The sequence below is a fragment of the Streptomyces sp. 378 genome, assembly GCF_030124145.1.
GTDB lineage: Bacteria > Actinomycetota > Actinomycetes > Streptomycetales > Streptomycetaceae > Streptomyces.
Map to the genome: position 1 here is coordinate 85,865 of NZ_JASKMS010000032.1, position 16,462 is coordinate 102,326.

General features: G+C 71.4%; 15 protein-coding genes. 8 read left to right on the plus strand and 7 right to left on the minus strand.

Annotation, left to right across the window (positions count from 1 at the left end):
- The first annotated feature begins 63 nt into the window (after nucleotides 1-63).
- Nucleotides 64-894, plus strand: coding sequence for an aldo/keto reductase (locus QNO09_RS32370; RefSeq protein ID WP_283973815.1), 831 nt, complete (start codon nucleotides 64-66; stop codon nucleotides 892-894).
- Nucleotides 895-1,124: 230 nt separating this feature from the next.
- Here QNO09_RS32370 and QNO09_RS32380 read toward each other — a convergent pair whose 3' ends face one another.
- The 3 genes from QNO09_RS32380 to QNO09_RS32390 form a co-directional block, all read right to left on the minus strand.
- A complete protein-coding gene (locus QNO09_RS32380) occupies nucleotides 1,125-3,467 on the minus strand; it encodes an ATP-binding SpoIIE family protein phosphatase (protein ID WP_283973816.1) in 2,343 nt (780 codons plus the stop codon).
- A 61-nt stretch (nucleotides 3,468-3,528) separates the two neighbouring features.
- Nucleotides 3,529-3,996 (minus strand): peroxiredoxin, encoded by a 468-nt coding sequence (locus tag QNO09_RS32385; protein ID WP_283973817.1) that lies wholly within the window; start codon nucleotides 3,994-3,996, stop codon nucleotides 3,529-3,531.
- Nucleotides 3,993-4,373, minus strand: coding sequence for a DoxX-related protein (locus QNO09_RS32390; RefSeq protein WP_283973818.1), 381 nt, complete (start codon nucleotides 4,371-4,373; stop codon nucleotides 3,993-3,995). Before QNO09_RS32390 ends, QNO09_RS32385 begins: the two co-directional genes overlap by 4 nt.
- 660 nt (nucleotides 4,374-5,033) lie before the next feature.
- On the opposite strand from QNO09_RS32390, the gene ligD reads away from it, so the two are divergent.
- From ligD to hemC, 3 genes are all read left to right on the plus strand, one after another.
- Entirely contained in the window at nucleotides 5,034-6,014 is a 981-nt protein-coding gene (ligD, locus tag QNO09_RS32395; RefSeq protein WP_283973833.1) for a non-homologous end-joining DNA ligase, read from the plus strand.
- 140 nt (nucleotides 6,015-6,154) lie between these two features.
- Nucleotides 6,155-6,928 (plus strand): NPP1 family protein, encoded by a 774-nt coding sequence (locus tag QNO09_RS32400; RefSeq protein ID WP_283973819.1) that lies wholly within the window; start codon nucleotides 6,155-6,157, stop codon nucleotides 6,926-6,928.
- 149 nt (nucleotides 6,929-7,077) lie between these two features.
- Complete coding sequence (hemC, locus tag QNO09_RS32405) at nucleotides 7,078-8,013, plus strand: hydroxymethylbilane synthase (RefSeq protein WP_283973820.1); 936 nt, start codon at nucleotides 7,078-7,080, stop codon at nucleotides 8,011-8,013.
- 25 nt (nucleotides 8,014-8,038) lie between these two features.
- Here hemC and QNO09_RS32410 read toward each other — a convergent pair whose 3' ends face one another.
- Nucleotides 8,039-8,560, minus strand: coding sequence for a hypothetical protein (locus QNO09_RS32410; RefSeq protein WP_283973821.1), 522 nt, complete (start codon nucleotides 8,558-8,560; stop codon nucleotides 8,039-8,041).
- Nucleotides 8,561-9,115: 555 nt separating this feature from the next.
- On the opposite strand from QNO09_RS32410, the gene QNO09_RS32415 reads away from it, so the two are divergent.
- A complete protein-coding gene (locus tag QNO09_RS32415) occupies nucleotides 9,116-9,907 on the plus strand; it encodes an RNA polymerase sigma factor SigF (RefSeq protein ID WP_283973822.1) in 792 nt (263 codons plus the stop codon).
- A gap of 28 nt (nucleotides 9,908-9,935) precedes the next feature.
- On the opposite strand, the gene QNO09_RS32420 is transcribed toward QNO09_RS32415, so the two are convergent.
- Nucleotides 9,936-10,256 (minus strand): ANTAR domain-containing protein, encoded by a 321-nt coding sequence (locus QNO09_RS32420; protein WP_283973823.1) that lies wholly within the window; start codon nucleotides 10,254-10,256, stop codon nucleotides 9,936-9,938.
- 247 nt (nucleotides 10,257-10,503) lie between these two features.
- Between QNO09_RS32420 and QNO09_RS32425 the strand changes: the two genes are divergently transcribed.
- Nucleotides 10,504-11,307, plus strand: coding sequence for a VOC family protein (locus tag QNO09_RS32425; protein WP_283973824.1), 804 nt, complete (start codon nucleotides 10,504-10,506; stop codon nucleotides 11,305-11,307).
- A 28-nt stretch (nucleotides 11,308-11,335) separates the two neighbouring features.
- On the opposite strand, the gene glgX is transcribed toward QNO09_RS32425, so the two are convergent.
- A complete protein-coding gene (gene glgX, locus QNO09_RS32430) occupies nucleotides 11,336-13,489 on the minus strand; it encodes a glycogen debranching protein GlgX (protein ID WP_283973825.1) in 2,154 nt (717 codons plus the stop codon).
- Nucleotides 13,486-13,998 carry a pep a2 gene (locus tag QNO09_RS32435; RefSeq protein WP_283973826.1) on the minus strand — a complete coding sequence of 171 codons (513 nt, stop codon included), beginning with the start codon at nucleotides 13,996-13,998 and terminating at the stop codon, nucleotides 13,486-13,488. Before QNO09_RS32435 ends, glgX begins: the two co-directional genes overlap by 4 nt.
- 362 nt (nucleotides 13,999-14,360) lie before the next feature.
- On the opposite strand from QNO09_RS32435, the gene QNO09_RS32440 reads away from it, so the two are divergent.
- On the plus strand, nucleotides 14,361-14,729 hold the full coding sequence (locus tag QNO09_RS32440) for a DUF5133 domain-containing protein (RefSeq protein WP_283973827.1): 369 nt from the start codon (nucleotides 14,361-14,363) through the stop codon (nucleotides 14,727-14,729).
- A 72-nt stretch (nucleotides 14,730-14,801) separates the two neighbouring features.
- On the plus strand, nucleotides 14,802-16,462 hold a 1,661-nt coding region (locus QNO09_RS32445; protein ID WP_283973828.1), incomplete at its 3' end, for an alpha-1,4-glucan--maltose-1-phosphate maltosyltransferase.

The window sequence follows — 16,462 nt, forward strand, 5'->3', positions numbered from 1 at the left end:
GTTGATCATTGGTGCCGGTATCCGTGACGCTGGAGGGACAACAGTCAACGGGAAGGTCCGACGGTGATCAGCATCCCGACACACACGCTCAACGACGGTACGACGCTCCCCGCCCTCGGGCTGGGCACCTGGCCGCTCGGTGACGACCAGGCGCAGCAGGCGGTGCTCACGGCCCTGGAGGCGGGTTACCGTCTGATCGACACGGCGACGAACTACCGCAACGAGACGGGGGTGGGCCGCGCTGTGGCCTCCGGGGTGGTGCCGCGCGAGGAGATCGTCGTGACGACGAAGCTCCCGGGCCGCCACCACGGCTACGAGGAGACCCTCGCCTCCTTCGAGGAGTCCCGGGCTCGCCTCGGCCTGGAGTACGTCGACCTGTACCTGATCCACTGGCCGCTGCCGCGCGTGGACCGGTACGTCGACTCCTGGAAGGCCATGATCAAGCTGCGCGAGGAAGGGCTCGTCCGGTCGATCGGTGTCTCGAACTTCACGGCCGGGCACATCGAGCGGCTGGAGAAGGAGACCGGGGTGCTGCCCTCCGTCAACCAGATCGAGTTGCACCCGTTCCTGCCGCAGGACGACCTGCGCGCCTTCCACGCGAGCAGGGGCATCGTCACCGAGAGCTGGAGCCCGCTGGGCCGGGGCACGCCCCTGCTGGACGACCCCGCCGTGGCGCGGATCGCCGAGGCGCACGGGGTGATGGCCGGGCAGGTCGTGCTGCGCTGGCACACCCAGCTCGGGGCGGTGCCCATCCCGAAGTCGGCCAACCCCGAGCGGCAGCGCGCCAACCTCGACGTCTTCGGCTTCGAGCTGGACGAGGAGGAGATGCGGGCCGTCGCGGACCGGGCGCACCGGCGGGTGGGCGGGGACCCCGAGGTGCACGAGGAGTTCTGACGGGTACTCGGGGCCCGCGCGGCGGAGACGCGGGTGGGTTTCACATTGCGCGGACCCGGTTCCGCAGCGGGCGGAGCGGCGACGGCGAGGAAGCGTGGCTGCTCGTGAAACGGGCCGGTGACACCAGCCGCGGGGGCGGGGCTCCCGATCCCCGCCGGGCCCGCTCGGTCACCTCCGGGCGCACGCTCGCCCAGGTCGCGTCGGAGGTGGCCGGGAAGTGAGCCGGCCGCTCAGAACAGCGGCGTGAGGGACTGCTCGCACCAGATGGTCTTGCCCCGGGTGGTCTGCCTGCTGCCCCAGCGCTGGGTGAGCTGGGCGACCAGCAGCAGACCGCGGCCGCCCTCGTCGTCCTGGTGCGCCCGCCGCAGGTGCGGGGAGGTGGAACTGCCGTCGGACACCTCGCAGATGAGGGTCTGATCGCGGATCAGGCGAAGCCGGATGGGCGGAGCGCCGTACCGGATGGCGTTGGTGACCAGTTCGCTGACGACGAGTTCGGTGACGAAGGCCGTCTCGTCCATGCCCCACGCGGTGAGCTGGTCGGTCGCGGCCTGCCGGGCGGTGGCCACCTCCGCGGGGTCCGGGGTGATGTCCCAGGTGGCGACCTGATCGGCGCCGAGCGCCCGGGTTCGGGCAAGCAACAGCGCCACGTCGTCACCGGGTTCGTCCGCCAGGACGGCCTTCAGCACCGAGTCGCACAGGGCGTCCAGGGAGTCCGCGGGCACGGTCAGGGCGCGGCACAGCTCCTCGGTGACGCGGTCGACGTCGCGGTCGCGGTCCTCGACGAGTCCGTTGGTGTAGAGGGCGACGACGGAGTCCTCGGGCAGCTGGAGCTCCGTCGCCTCGAACGGCAGCCCTCCCACCCCGAGCGGCGGCCCCGCGCTCATGGGAATGAGCCGGGCCGAGCCGTCGGGCAGCACCAGCGCGGGGGCGGGATGCCCGGCGGCGGCCACGTTCAGGCGGCGTGCGACGGGATCGTAGACCGCGTACAGGCAGGTCGCGCCGAGCTCGGCGACCTCCTCCCCCTCGTCGTCCGCCGCCAGGTGGGTGACCAGGTCGTCGAGGTGGGTGAGGAGCTCGTCCGGCGGGAGGTCCACGTCGGCGAGGGTGCGGACGGCCGTGACCAGCCGGCCCATGGTCGCCGTGGAGGGGATGCCGTGCCCCACGACGTCCCCGACGACCAGCGCGACGCGGCTGCCGGACAGCGGGATCACGTCGAACCAGTCGCCACCGATGCCGGCCGCCGAGCCGGAGGGCAGATAGCGGTGGGCGACCTGGACGGCGGCCTGCCCGGGCAGCCCTCTCGGCAGCAGGCTGTGCTGGAGGGCGAGGGCGGTGGTGCGTTCCCGGGCGAAGCGGCGGGCGTTGTCGACGCAGACCGCGGCACGGCTGGCGAGTTCCTCGGCGAACACGGCGTCGTCGGCGCCGTAGTCGTCGGCCTGCGCCACCCGGACGGCCACGGCGACACCCAGTGTGGTGCCGCGGGCCCGCAGCGGCACGGCCAGCATCGAGTGGGCGCCCGTGCGGTAAGGGCGTCCTCGCGGGGAGCGGGAATTGCGCTCGGCGACCCAGCGCATGAAGGCGGGCTCTCCTGCCTGGCTGAGGACGGCTCCGCCTTCCCGCAGGGCCCGGGCGATCGGTGAGAACGCGGTGTGGACGTCGATTTCTCCCAGATGCACGGCGGCTTCGGGGGTGCCTTCGGTGACGGAGCCGTGCGCGACCCGCCTGAGGGTGATCTCCTCGGCCGGCACCGCGGGCTGCTCGTCCGCGCCGAGCACCCAGTCGAACAGGTCCACGCTCGCGAAGTCCGCGAACCGGGGCACCACGACCTCGATCAGTTCCTCGGCCGTGCGGACCACGTCCAGTGTGGTGCCGATGGCGGCCGCGGCCTCGTTGAGCAGGGCCAGCCGCTGGCGGGCCCAGTACTGCTCGGTGCTGTCGAACGCGGCCAGGGCGGTCCCCACGAGCGCGCCGGCGGCATCCCGGACCGGCCACATCTCGGTGACCCAGGCGTGCTCCCGGTTCAGGGCCGGCGCGCCGGTGTAGCTCTCGTAGCGCACCGGCCGGCCCGTCTCCACGACGTGCCGGAGATGCCAGTCGAAGCCGTGCACGTGCGCGGCCTCCTCCACGGTCTCCGGGAAGTGCCGACCGAGCAGGGTCTCCTCGGACACGCCCATCACGTGGCAGGCGGCTTCGTTGAGCCGCAGATAGCGCTGGCCGGTGTCGAAGACGGACATCGACATGGACGCCTGCTGGAAGGCGCGGCCCGCGAGGGACGTCTCCTCGCGGCCGGGGGGCGCGGCGGTGATCACATAGGCGTCCGTTTCCCCGTCCGGGCCCGACACGGCGCAGGCACTGACGCGGACCCCGACGAGGTAGCCGTCGCGGTGGCGGACCATGACGGTGCCCGACAGCGCGGACACCGCCTCGGGCGGCACGTCCTCGGCGAGCAGTTCCCGTGCGGGCCGGCCCACGACTTCGTCGGCCGGATAGCCGGTCAGCTGCCGGGCACCCCGGCTCCACCCCGTCAGAATGCCGATGACGTCGATGATCGCAGCAGCGGAGGCGTCCTCCATATCGTCCAGGATCATCCCTCTGCGGCCCGCTATCAACCGCGAGGCGGCATTCGTGACAGTGTCAGGCCCGGTGGGCGCGCAGCGCGGCGAGCGCCCGGTCGGCGTGCGCGTTCATGCGCAGTTCGCTGCGCACGACGTCGAGGACGGTGCGGTCCTGCGCGATCACGAACGTGGTGCGCTTGGTGGGTGCCAGGGAGAAGCCCCGGGTCACTCCGAACCGCTCGCGGACGGCGCCGTCGGCGTCGGACAGCAGCGGCATGCCGAGGCCGTGCCGTCCGGCGAACTCCTGCTGCCGCTCGACGGCGTCACCGCTGATGCCGACGGGGCGCGCCCCGACGGCGGCGAACTCGGTGGCGAGGTCGCGGAAGTGACAGGCCTGGGCCGTGCAGCCGGGGGTCAGGGCGGCCGGATAGAAGAACAGCACGACCGGGCCCTCGGCGAGCAGCCCGGACAGGGTGCGGACGGTGCCGGTCTCGTCGGGCAGGGCGAAGTCCTCGACCGTGTCGCCGGTCTCCACGCGCGCGGTCACGACCTGCCCTCCGCGTTCCGTGCGACACCGCGGGCCCAGAGCACGAGGGGAACCTGCAGGGGCAGGCGCCCGAAGGCGGCGGCCTTCTGCGGGGTGGGGCGGTGGCGCCAGTCGGCGGCCATCTTGACGTTGGCGGGGAACACCCCGACGAAGAAGGCGGCCGTGGCCAGCGCGGCTGTCCTGCGGGTGCGCGGCAGGGCCAGTCCGGCGGCCAGCGCGAGCTCGGCGGCGCCGCTCGCGTAGGTCCAGGCTCTGGGCGTGCCGGGCAGGCCGCGCGGGATGGTCGCGTCGAACGGGCGTGGGGCGGCGAAGTGGGCGACACCCGCGGTGGCCAGCAGGCCGGCGAGCAGCAGGGGCGAGCGTTCGGACCGGGACACGGTTCCTCCTCTGAAGGCCTGCAGCGCATTATTACCAGTCGGTAGACAGGTCGGTTCACCGGGTCCCGGGAGCGGCCGTGGGCACTGCCCGGCGTGTAGCCGAAGGGGCGCCGGAAGACGTCGACGGTTCAGGCTCTCGCCTGCCGGAGCCGACCGTGGTCCGCCCTCCTCGTCGAGGGCGTGGGCGAGGAAGTCGTCGACTACGCGGTGGAAGATCGCCGCGAACTGCCGCAGGCCCCCGGGATCAGTCCGGGAGGGCCGCCGGGTGGAGCGGATCCCGGCGTCGCGGATCCCGGCGACGGACTCGCCCCCGCCTCGGTGAGCCGGCCGCGCTGGGCCGCTGGGCGCGTAGGACGCGCTGGGGCCGCTGGGCTCGACGGTCGCCGGGCCGGGAACGCGGGTGGCGTATGCGGACGTCTGCGACTGCCGCACCGTGCGCGTGACGTGCGGCGCCTCCACACCCAGCCGGGCGGCTAGCTCGCCCGGTGCAGTGGCTCGGAGTCGGCGACCTGCCGCAGCAGCGCTACGGCGGCCCGGTCGAGCGGCACGCACGCCACTATCCAGTTGCATATCCCAAGTAAATCGACCGGGTAACAGCCGTTCAGGGGAACCAGGCCCGGAACGCGCGTGAGGGCCCGCCGGTTCGTCGACACCTCACCCGTGGACCTGCCGCTGATCCCGCCCATGCTCGCCACGTCCGGCACCCTGCCGCCCGCCGCGCAGGACACGCGCTGGGCCTACGAGACCAAACAGGACGGCCAGCGCGTGGTGGTCTATCTGCCCGGGGACGGCAGCGTGCTGCTGCGCGCCCGCTCCGGGGACGACATCACGGCCGCCTACCCCGAACTGCGGCCACTGGGCACCGCCCTCGGCGCCACACCAGCCGTACTGGACGGCGAGATCATGGCCCTGGACGAACAGGGCCGCGCCAGCTTCCAGTTGCTGCAGTCCCGCATGGGTCTGGCGCACGCGCCCGCCAGGGCCGCGCGACGGGCGGCGGAGGTCCCGGTCCATCTCGTGCTGTTCGACCTGATGCACCTGGCGGACCGCTCCCTCCTCCGGCTCCCCTACACGCGACGCCGCGCGACGCTGGAGGACCTCGGCCTGGCCGGACCCTCGTGGTCGACGCCCCGCGCACTCGTGGGCCACGGCGCCGAGGCCCTGCGCGCCACCCAGGAGCACGGCCTGGAGGGACTGGTCTGCAAGCGGCTGGACTCGCCGTACGAACCGGGGGTGCGCTCGCGGGCCTGGATCAAGATCCGCAACATGCGCACCGAGGACGTCCTGGTCGGCGGCTGGCAGCCCGGCAAGGGACGGCTCACCGGCCTGCCCGGCGCGGTGCTGGTCGGGCAACGTGCCACCGGGCGGCTGCGCTACGTCGGGAGCGTGGGCACCGGCTGGAGCGAGGCCGAACGCACGGAACTGGCCGGGCTGTTGCGGGCCGCCGCGACCGGCGTCTGCCCCTTCGACCCCGCCCCGCGCGCTCCGGGCGCGCACTGGGTCGTGCCCCGCCTGGTCGGCGAGGTGCGCTACAGCACCCGCACTCGGGAGGGGATGCTGCGCCAGCCGTCCTGGCTGCGGCTGCGGCCGGATCTCGCGCCGGAGGAGGCGGCGGCCGACATCCCGGACGACCTGGTCTGAAACGACGCCTGCCCCCGACTGTTGGGCTGTGATTCACCCCTGGGCCCTTCCCCCCTCTTGGCATGGACGCGCTCAACCTGGAAGCTGAACCTCCCTTTTCCCCACAGCCGTTGGGCTGCGCCCGGACCAAGGAGGACGCAGTGTCGTCACGCCCGTTCACCCACCGCAGGAGATGGCTCACCGGAGCGGCCGGTGCCGCCGCTCTCGTCCTGGCGTTCCCCGCCACGGCCTTCGCGGCACCGCCGTCGGCGCTGCCCGCCAACGCGGACGCACTGGAGCAGACGTACCAGCCCGCCTATGACTACGACACCGACGGGTGCTACTCCTCACCCGCGATCGGCCCCGACGGCACCGTGAACGGCGGGCTGAAACCGACCGGCGCACTGAACGGCAACTGCCGGGACGCCCCGGACCTCGACAACACCAACGGCTACGCGCGCTCCAAGTGCAACAACGGCTGGTGCGCGATCCTCTACGCCCTCTACTTCGAGAAGGACCAGGCCGTGGCCGGCAGCGGCATCGGCGGCCACCGGCACGACTTCGAGCACGTCGCGGTGTTCGTGCAGGACGACCAGGTCAAGTACGTCTCGACGTCCAACCACGGCTCGTTCACCGTGCACGCGGCCTCCGCCATCCGCTTCGACGGCACCCACGCGAAGATCGTCTACCACAAGGACGGCATCGGCACCCACTGCTTCCGCGCCGCGAACGCGAACGACGAGCCGCCGGAGAACCACGAGCGCACCTGGCAGTACCCGGCGCTGGTCGGCTGGAACGGCTACCCCGCCGGGGTGCGCGACAAGCTCACCTCCTACGACTTCGGCAGCGCCAACTTCGGCCTGAAGGACGCCGGCTTCGCCAACCACCTGGCATCGGCCAAGCCCTCCGGCATCGCCTTCGACCCGTACGCCTGACGGCACCGGCCCCCGGCTCGGCCCGGACCCTCGTACCACCGAAGCGGTCCGGGCCGTACCGGGGAGCCCGTCCCGAACTGGCGCCCGAAGCAGGGCCGTCGGTGGAGGTTCGGCACGAACGCTCCCTCGGGAGGGTCTATCGTGTCCGCATGTCCGTCCCCGAACTGATCCGCATCGTCTCCCGCGACTCCCCCATGGCCCTGGCCCAGGTGGAGCGCGTCCGGGCCGAGTTGGCCGCCGCCCACCCCGGAGTGCGCACCGAGGTCGTGCCGGTGAAGACCACCGGCGACAAGTGGATGGGCGATCTGTCCAAGGTCGAGGGCAAGGGCGCGTTCACCAAGGAGGTCGACGCGGCGCTGCTGGCCGGCGAGGCCGACCTCGCCGTGCACTGTGTGAAGGACGTGCCCGCCGACCGGCCGCTCCCCGCGGGCACGGTGTTCGCCGCGTTCCTCAAGCGGGACGACATCCGCGACGCCCTGATCCACCCGGGCGGACTCACCCTGGACGAGCTGCCGGCCGGCACGCGGATCGGCACCTCCTCGGTGCGCCGCGTCGCCCAACTGGCCGCCACGCATCCCCACCTGGAGTGTGTGCCGTTCCGCGGCAACGCCAACCGGCGTCTGGCGAAGCTGGCCGCCGGGGAGGCGGACGCCCTGCTGCTCGCGGTCTCCGGCCTGGAGCGCATCGGCCGCGAGGACGTGATCAGCGAGATCCTCTCGACCGAGACGATGATGCCGCCCATCGGCGCGGGCGTACTGGCCCTCCAGTGCCGCGAGGACGATGCCGCGCTGATCGACGCGGTGAGCGGTCTCGGCGACCCGGACACCCATCGGGAGACCACCGCCGAACGCATGTTCCTGCATGTGCTGCAGGGGCACTGCAACAGTCCCATCGCCGGGTTCGCGCGGGTGGACCGCAGTGGTGAACTGTCCCTGCGGGCTTGCGTGTTCACCCCGGACGGCAAGACCCGGCTCAATGCCCACGAGTGGGCGGGCAGGCTCGACCCGGCGACGCTCGGCACCTCGGTCGCCGTGGCCCTGCTCCGTCAGGGCGCCCGCGAGATCATCGACGGCATCCCGCACTGACTCCCGCCACACCCCTGACACGGGATCAGGCGGTGCCTTCCTCCGCCTGATCCCGCAGGAAGACGCTCACCTGGTGCGCGAGGCTGTCCCGCACCGCACCCTGCGGAGCCCCGGCAGGGCCCTCGTGCGCCCCGATGCCGCCCGCCCACAGCCGGCGGTCGGTCCACTCCTCCTCGACGCGCAACTGCACCTGGACGTCCACGAGGCCCAGGGACGCCTCGGCCCCGGCCGCGTACAGCACGGCGGTGGCCCGGCGCAGCGGGTAGACGTCGAAGCCCTCGATGAACTGCGAGTTGCGCCAGTCGATGAAGGCGCTCTCCCCGTCCGGGCCGAGCCGGACATCGATCTGGCCGTCCTCGAGGTGGACGCCGAGATGGCGGCTGCCGCGGTTCTCGACCGTCACGCGGAGACAGAAGTAGGTCAGCCCCTCGGCGGCGTCGTCCCGGCCACGGGGCGGCTCGGCCAGTTCCAGACGGTGGACGCGGACGCGCAGACCGGCATGCTCGTCGTACTCCTGCCAGTCCCCGACCACGTTCGGCTCGTACACGCTGCACCTCTCGACCTCTGGAAGCTGCTTCCTATCTGTGCTCTGAGCGCACTGTCAAATGAGCAGAATGCGCTGTGGCCAGGCAGTTCATCCGTTTTGATCGGTGATCAAGCCGTGCCCAGCGGTTATCCGGAAACAGTCGGAGAAAGCGCTTGCCCCGGCGTGCCGCACATCACTTCCACGAGTGAAGATCATCGGCCCGACCGGCCAGCGGGGCCGAGGCCGCGGTGCTGCCGAGCGCGGCGGCGAGGAACAGCACCCCGAGGTCGGACGCCGGACGGTGGGTCCGTTCCGAGGAGGCGGCATGGTGATCGCCCGCCGACGACCGGAGGCGACACCCGCGGACAGGCGGATCCGAGGGCGCCCGGGGACCTCGATTGCCGTATTGTCTTAATTGTTTCGCTATGCCCCTGTCCGGGAAGGGGCAGGGAAGTGCTTCGGACAGGAGGCACGCGCGTGGGAGCCGGCAGGCCGGGCCCCAGTGTCGTTCCGAGGCCCGAGTCCGCACTCCCACGGTGTCTGTCCCTTCAGCACCTGCTCAGGGAGGTGCGCACCATGCGTATCGCCGGAAGCACCCGAACGCACCCCCACGACGACGCCCCCGACACCGCGGAGGCGTTCGCGCGACTCGTGCGGCTGCCAGAGGGGCCCGAGCGCAAAGCCCTGCGGGACGAACTGGTCGAGGCCTGGCTCCCCATGGCGGAGCGGATCGCCGTCCGCTTCCGGGGCCGTGGCGAGGCCCTGGAGGACCTGTACCAGGTGGCGGCTCTCGGCCTCGTGAAGGCCGTCGACCACTACGATCCGGCCCGCGGCAACGCCTTCGAGGCGTACGCGGTGCCGACGATCACCGGCGAGATCAAGCGCCACTTCCGCGACCACATGTGGACGCTGCACGTGCCCCGCCGGGTACAGGATCTGCGCAACCGCGTGCGGCACGCCGCCAAGGAGCTGTCGCAGACCACCCCCGGCCGCTCCCCCACGGTCGCCGAGATCGCGGAGTACTCCCAGCTCACCGAGGGGGAGGTCCGCACCGGCATGGAGGCCCTGGACTGCTTCTCCGCGCTCTCGCTGGAGGCGGAGATGCCCGGGACCGACGGCTACGCCCTCGGGGACGCGATCGGCGGGCCCGACCCGGCCTTCGACATCGTCGTCAACCGCGTGGCCGTCAGGCCCTGCCTGGAGGCGCTGCCGGAGCGCGAGCGGATCATTCTCTACCTGCGGTTCTTCAAGGGCATGACCCAGAGCCGCATCGCGGAGCAGCTCGGCATCTCACAGATGCACGTCTCCCGGTTGCTCAGCAGCTGCTTCGCCCATCTGCGTGAGGAGCTGCTGACCGAGACCCCGTGAAACGAGGGCCTCTCCGGGCCGCCGGGGGTCACGCCTCCGGCGGCGAGCCGGGGATCTGCGTCGGTCCGGCGCGGTCGAGGGCGTCCTCCAGGGCGGCCCGGATCTCCTCGGGTATCACGCCGGTGCGCCCCCAGACGAGGATCAGTTCGGCGACGTTGCGCAGCTTGATGTTGGTGTGCTGGGACACCTCCTTCAGCACGGCCCACCCCTGGTCGGGGGAGATCCGGCCGAGCACGACGACCATCCCGATCGCCTGGTCCACGACAGCGTGGGAGACGACGGCCTCCTTCAGCTGCTGGACCTCTTCCTGCAACTCGAAGATCCGATCCGAGCCCCCGTCCGTGGGCATGGTCACCTCCGGGTCCGGTGTGCCGCTGCCCCCGAGGTCCCCTCGGGTGCTTGAGTACCTTGACGCAGTGTCCGACCCCTCCATCGTCGTCACTCGGACCGCCCGGTGCCACCGGGGCGGACCAGGCCGGATGCCGTTTCGGTGCCGCCGCCGGGGTACTCGGCAGGCGCCCACACCGGTTCCGGTTGGACACTGGTGTCACATCCTCCGGTGGCTGCCAGGCCGACGAGATCAGGACGCGACTGCCATGAACCACAACACGCCCACCCCCTCCGGAACCACGGACGTCGTCTCATCACACTCCGTGTTCGGCGCTCCCTGTTGGGTGAGCCTGACGAGCCGGGACGTCAAGGCGACCGAGGAGTTCTACGGTGCCGTGCTGGGCTGGCAGTGGCGGCCGGCCAAGCTCGGCGACCGGTTCCGGATCGCGCTGGTGGACGGTTCGCCCGTGGCCGGGATCGCGGGAGTGGCGAGCATGTGGCAGATGGCCGTGGCGTGGACGCCGTACTTCGCGGTGCGCAGCGCGGACGACGCGGTGGCGCGGGTGCAGGAACGTATGGGCACCGTCGCCGTCGGGCCGATCTCACTGCCCCCGGGCCGGGCGGCGCTGCTGGCCGACCGGGACGGAGCGACCTTCGGAATCTGGGAGGGCGACCTCTTCACCGACTGGGAGACCTGGCGCAACGCACAGCCGGCCTTCATCACGCTCCACACCCGTGACGCCTTCGACGCGGCGATCTTCTACGGCGAGGTCCTCGACTGGGCGTCCCCGCACCCGGGCTGCTGCGAGGTCCACTACGAGGGCGGCGAGGTCGTGCTGCGCAGCCGTGGGGACGTGGTGGCCCGGATCGAGTCGGGCGCCCTGGAGGCGGCCCCCGATCCCACGATCCGGCCGCACTGGCAGATCCACTTCTTCGTCGACGACGTCGAGGCCTGCGCCCGGGCGGCCGAACTGCACGGCGGCAGCGTCCTGTCCAAGGGCGGCAACGAGGCGGTGCTGCGGGACCACGACGGCGCGCAGTTCACGGTGACCGCGCGCCGCGACCGCTGACCCGGCTCATTCCTTCTCGCGCGACGGCTCATTCCTTCTCGCGCGACGCCCGGGACGGCCGGGACAGCAGGACCAGGCTGCGCGCCCCGACGGTGAGACGCGTCCCCGCCTTGTGCTCCGACTCGTCGGGCGTGCCCTCCGGGTCGGCCGTGTCGATGAGGGCCGTCCACCGATCGCCGTAGGAGGCGTTCGGGAGGCGGAAGTCGACCGGCTCCCAGTGGCTGTTGAACAGCACCAGGAAGGAGTCGTCGACCACCGGCCGGCCGCGCGGGTCGGGTTCGGCGATGGCGTCGCCGTTGAGGAAGACACCGACGGAGTGCGCGTCGCCGCGCTGCCAGTCGTCGTCGGTCATCTCACGGGTGTCCGGCGCCAGCCACACCAGGTCGGGCAGCGGCTGGTCCGCCCGGGTCAGGGTCTCGCCGCGGAAGAAGCGCCGCCGCCGCAGTACGGGGTGCCCCGTGCGCAGCCTGATGAGGTATCGGGTGAACTCCAGCAGGTCGCGCTGCTCCTCGGTGAGCCGCCAGTCGATCCAGGAGATCTCGTTGTCCTGGCAGTAGGCGTTGTTGTTGCCGCCCTGGGTGCGCCCGAGCTCGTCGCCGTGGGAGAGCATCGGGATGCCCTGGGACAGCAGCAGCGTGGCGAGGAAGTTGCGCTGCTGGCGTGTGCGCAGCTCCCGCACGGAGGCGTCGCGCGTCGGGCCCTCGGCGCCGCAGTTCCAGGAGCGGTTGGTGCTCTCGCCGTCCTGGTTGTCCTCGCCGTTGTCCTCGTTGTGCTTGTCGTTGTACGAGACGAGGTCGCGCAGGGTGAAGCCGTCGTGCGCGGTGACGAAGTTGACGCTGGCGCGCGGGCGGCGCCTGCTGTGCTGGTACAGGTCGGAGGAGCCCGTGAGCCGGGAGGCGAACTCGCCGAGTGTGTGGTCCTCACCGCGCCAGAAGTCCCGCACCGCGTCGCGGTACATGCCGTTCCACTCCGACCACAGCGGCGGGAAGTTGCCCACCTGGTAGCCGCCCTCGCCGACGTCCCACGGCTCGGCGATCAGCTTGACGCGGCTGATCACCGGGTCCTGCTGGATGAGGTCGAAGAACGCCGACAGCCGGTCCACCTCGTGGAACTGCCGGGCGAGGGTCGCCGCGAGGTCGAAGCGGAAGCCGTCGACGTGCATCTCGGTGACCCAGTACCGCAGCGAGTCCATGATCAGCTGGAGTACGTAGGGGTGCCGCATCAGCAGGCTGTTGCCGGTGCCGGTGGTGTCGTAGTAGTGCTCCCAGTCACCGTCGACCAGGCGGTAGTACGAGGAGTTGTCGATCCCGCGGAAGGACAGGGTGGGGCCCATCTCGTTGCCCTCGGCGGTGTGGTTGTAGACCACGTCGAGGATGACTTCGAGCCCGGCCGCGTGCAGGGTCTTCACCATCTGCTTGAACTCGGCGACCTGCCCGCCGCGCGAGCCGTGGGCGGCGTAACCGTTGTGGGGTGCGAAGAAGCCGATGGTGTTGTAGCCCCAGTAGTTGGCCAGGCCGCGGTCGTGCAGCACCCCGTCGTGGACGAACTGGTGGACGGGCATCAGTTCGACGGCCGTGACGCCCAGGGACGTCAGGTGCTCGACGACCGCGGGGTGGGCCACCCCGGCGTAGGTGCCCCTGAGTTCCTCGGGCACCTCGGGATGGGTGCGGGTCATGCCCTTGACGTGGGCCTCGTAGATCACCGTGTCGGCGTAGGGCCGGCCGGGCCGGGCGTCGTCGCCCCAGTCGAAGGCCGGATCGGTCACCACGCCGAGCATGGTGTGCCCGGCGCTGTCGGCCGGGTCGGGGCCGTCCGGGTTGCGCTCGTAGAGCGAGGGGTGGTTGTCGATCTGCCCGTCCACCGCGCGGGCGTACGGGTCGAGCAGCAGTTTCGCCGGGTTGCAGCGGTGGCCGGCGGCGGGGGCCCACGGCCCGTGCACCCGGTAGCCGTAGCGCTGGCCGGGGCCCACACCGGGCACGTAGCCGTGCCACACGAAGCCGTCGACCTCGTTCAGCGGCACCCGGGTGTGTGTGCCGTCGTCGTCGACGAGGATCAGCTCGACGCGTTCGGCGACCTCGCTGAAGAGCGCGAAGTTGGTGCCCTCACCGTCGTAGTCCGCTCCCAGGGGATAGGGGCGCCCGCCCCAGGCGGACGCCCCTATCCGTGGCTGCCGGCGGGTCACCGGGCCTCCTCCAGGAGGTCGCCCGGGGTGCTGGCCGGTCCGGCCAGCCGCGCGACCCGCTCCTCGCGGGGCACATCGAGGCCCTCGCTCTCCCGCGGGGCGGGAGCGGTCGGCACCAGCGGGACGCGTTCCCCGGCGCGGGCGCGCTGCGAGAACCAGATGACCTTGCTGCCGGTCTCGGTGGCGCAGCATCCCCAGCCGTCGCTCATCGCGGCGAGGTGCTCCAGGCAGCCTCGCAGTTCCTGGTCCGGGCGCAGGGCGCGGTCGTTGTCCCCGATGGCGGTGATCAGGTGCTGCCCGTTCCACCACATCTCGATCGACGTGTTCTTGTCCGTGGCGTGTTCGTCGATGGCCTTGAGCAGCATCTCGGCACCGCCGCAGACGGGCTGGACCAGGTTGTCCAGGTCCCAGAACTTCAGGTGAGCGGCCAGAATGCGGCTGACCTGTCCCACCCGGTCCGGGCTGACTTCCACATCGAGGTGGTAGTAGCAGGGCACTGCGGTCTTCATCGGTCGGCTCCTCACCGCGAAGCTCAGCTCCTTCTCGCTCCCGCGGTCCTGCGGGACGAGCCCCGAACACGGAACGTGAGCGCCTATCGCTTCTGAGTCACCCTCAGCCTGAGGGTGCTAGCCCGTTCGTGCAACACGAGCGCACGCCTGAGGCGGTGGCGGACACAAGTGAGCGGGCCGCGGCGGCCCGAACAGCCCGAGCGAGCCGCCGTTGATTGAAGATCCAACAAGACGCTGCGTCGTCACACGTGCACCATGTGTGAAGAACTCGATCGCCGTTACGGGTCCGTGCCGCTGTGCGTACGGCCGCCGTCCGACCGTCGGGAGACCGTGTCCCTCGAGCCCGAAAGGTGATCGGTGCCATGCTGCTACCCGCCAAAGCCGAAGTCGCCCGGCAGTTGCGGCGTTACCGGGCCTGGGAACGCGTGATGCTCGCGGCACCGAACGACCGCACGGTGCGGACCACGTTCGAGGACTCCGGCTACACCCTCTGCGTGCTGATGGGCAAACGCTGCGCGCGGGAGGCGGCGGACGCGGCCGAGCGGTACCTGCGCACCAACCAGGTCGCCTACCTGGAGGAACAGCAGATCACGTGCCTGCAGGAGCAGCACGTCACCTGTCTGCAGGAACCGAACGAACGGCCCCGTCCGGCCACGTCGGTCAGACGAAGAACACCGGCGGCGGAGCGGAGAACCCCGGTCGCCGAGCGGAGATCCCCGGCGGGAAGGTAGCTGCCTTCCCGCGCATCTGTCCCTGAACCGGGCCCGGCGGCCCGGCTTCCGAGCACGGTGGAGGTGAGGACCATGAGGAGGACCCGGGCCATCGGTCGCATCCCGGTACGGGACGTCCGCCCGGCCGTGGAGAACGGCAACCGGCCGGCGAAGGCGGTCGTGGGTGAGACGTTCGAGGTCACCGCCACCGTGTTCCGGGAGGGGCATGACGCGGTGGCCGCCAATGTCCTCCTGAAGGACCCCGAGGGCCGCCCCGGTCCGTGGACGCCCATGCGTGAGCTCGCCCCCGGCAGCGACCGCTGGGGCGCCGAGGTCACCGCGAACGCCGTCGGCCACTGGTCGTACCGGGTGGAAGCCTGGAGCGATCCGGTGGCCACCTGGCGTCACGCGGCGGGCATAAAGATCCCGGCGGGCATCGACCCGGGTCTGGTCCTGGAAGAGGGCGCGGAGCTCTACGAGCGGGCTGCGGCCGGCGTACCGAAGGAAGCCGGCCGCACCGTGCTGCTCGCCGCGGCCACGACCCTGCGCGACGACGCGCTGCCCACGGCGGCCCGCTTCGCGGCGGCGTTGACGCCGGAGGTGGACGAGGTCCTGGCCCGGCATCCGCTGCGGGAGCTCGTCACCAGCAGTGAGCCGTTGCCGCTGCTGGTGGAGCGGGAGCGGGCCCTGTACGGCTCGTGGTACGAGTTCTTCCCGCGCTCGGAGGGCACGCGCGAGCAGCCGCACGGCACGTTCCGTACGGCCGCGCGCCGGTTGCCGGCGATCGCGGCGATGGGTTTCGACGTGGTGTACCTGCCGCCGATCCATCCGATCGGCACCACGTTCCGCAAGGGGAGGAACAACACGCTCTCTCCCGGTCCGGACGATGTGGGGGTGCCGTGGGCGATCGGCTCGCCGGAGGGCGGGCACGACGCGGTGCACCCGGATCTGGGCACGCAGGAGGACTTCGTCTGGTTCGTGCGGCGGGCGCGGGAGCTGGGCATGGAGGTGGCGCTGGACTTCGCGTTGCAGTGCTCTCCGGACCATCCGTGGGTGCACAAGCACCCGGAGTGGTTCCATCACCGCCCGGACGGCACCATCGCCCATGCGGAGAATCCGCCGAAGAAGTACCAGGACATCTATCCCATCGCCTTCGACGCCGACATGGACGGGCTGGTCGCCGAGACGGTGCGGGTGCTGCGGCACTGGATGGAGGCGGGGGTGCGGATCTTCCGGGTGGACAATCCGCACACCAAGCCGGTGGTGTTCTGGGAGCGGGTGATCGGGGAGGTCAACCGCGCCGACCCGGATGTGATCTTCCTGGCCGAGGCGTTCACGCGGCCGGCGATGATGCACACGCTGGCCCAGATCGGCTTCCAGCAGTCCTACACGTACTTCACCTGGCGCAACACCAAGCAGGAGCTGACGGAGTACCTGACGGAGCTGTCGGGTGAGGCCGCCTCCTACATGCGGCCGAACTTCTTTCCCAACACCCCCGACATCCTGCACGCCTATCTCCAGGACGGGGGCCGGCCCGCCTTCGAGGTCCGGGCGGTGCTCGCGGCGACGCTGTCGCCGGCCTGGGGCATCTACTCCGGCTACGAGCTGTGTGAGAACACCCCGCTGAAGGAGGGCGGCGAGGAGTATCTGGACTCGGAGAAGTACCAGCTCAGGCACCGTGACTGGGAAGCGGCCGAGCGTGAGGGACGCACCATCACCGCGCTGCTGACCCGGCTCAACACCGTCCGGCGGGA

Coding starts and splice junctions, on each gene's coding strand:
- QNO09_RS32380 (WP_283973816.1), bottom strand. CDS start 3,467: ATGGAGGACGCCTCCGCTGCTGCGATCATCGACGTCATCGGCATTCTG.
- hemC (WP_283973820.1), top strand. CDS start 7,078: ATGTCCGTCCCCGAACTGATCCGCATCGTCTCCCGCGACTCCCCCATG.
- QNO09_RS32415 (WP_283973822.1), top strand. CDS start 9,116: ATGCGTATCGCCGGAAGCACCCGAACGCACCCCCACGACGACGCCCCC.
- QNO09_RS32420 (WP_283973823.1), bottom strand. CDS start 10,256: ATGCCCACGGACGGGGGCTCGGATCGGATCTTCGAGTTGCAGGAAGAG.
- QNO09_RS32425 (WP_283973824.1), top strand. CDS start 10,504: ATGAACCACAACACGCCCACCCCCTCCGGAACCACGGACGTCGTCTCA.
- QNO09_RS32435 (WP_283973826.1), bottom strand. CDS start 13,998: ATGAAGACCGCAGTGCCCTGCTACTACCACCTCGATGTGGAAGTCAGC.
- QNO09_RS32440 (WP_283973827.1), top strand. CDS start 14,361: ATGCTGCTACCCGCCAAAGCCGAAGTCGCCCGGCAGTTGCGGCGTTAC.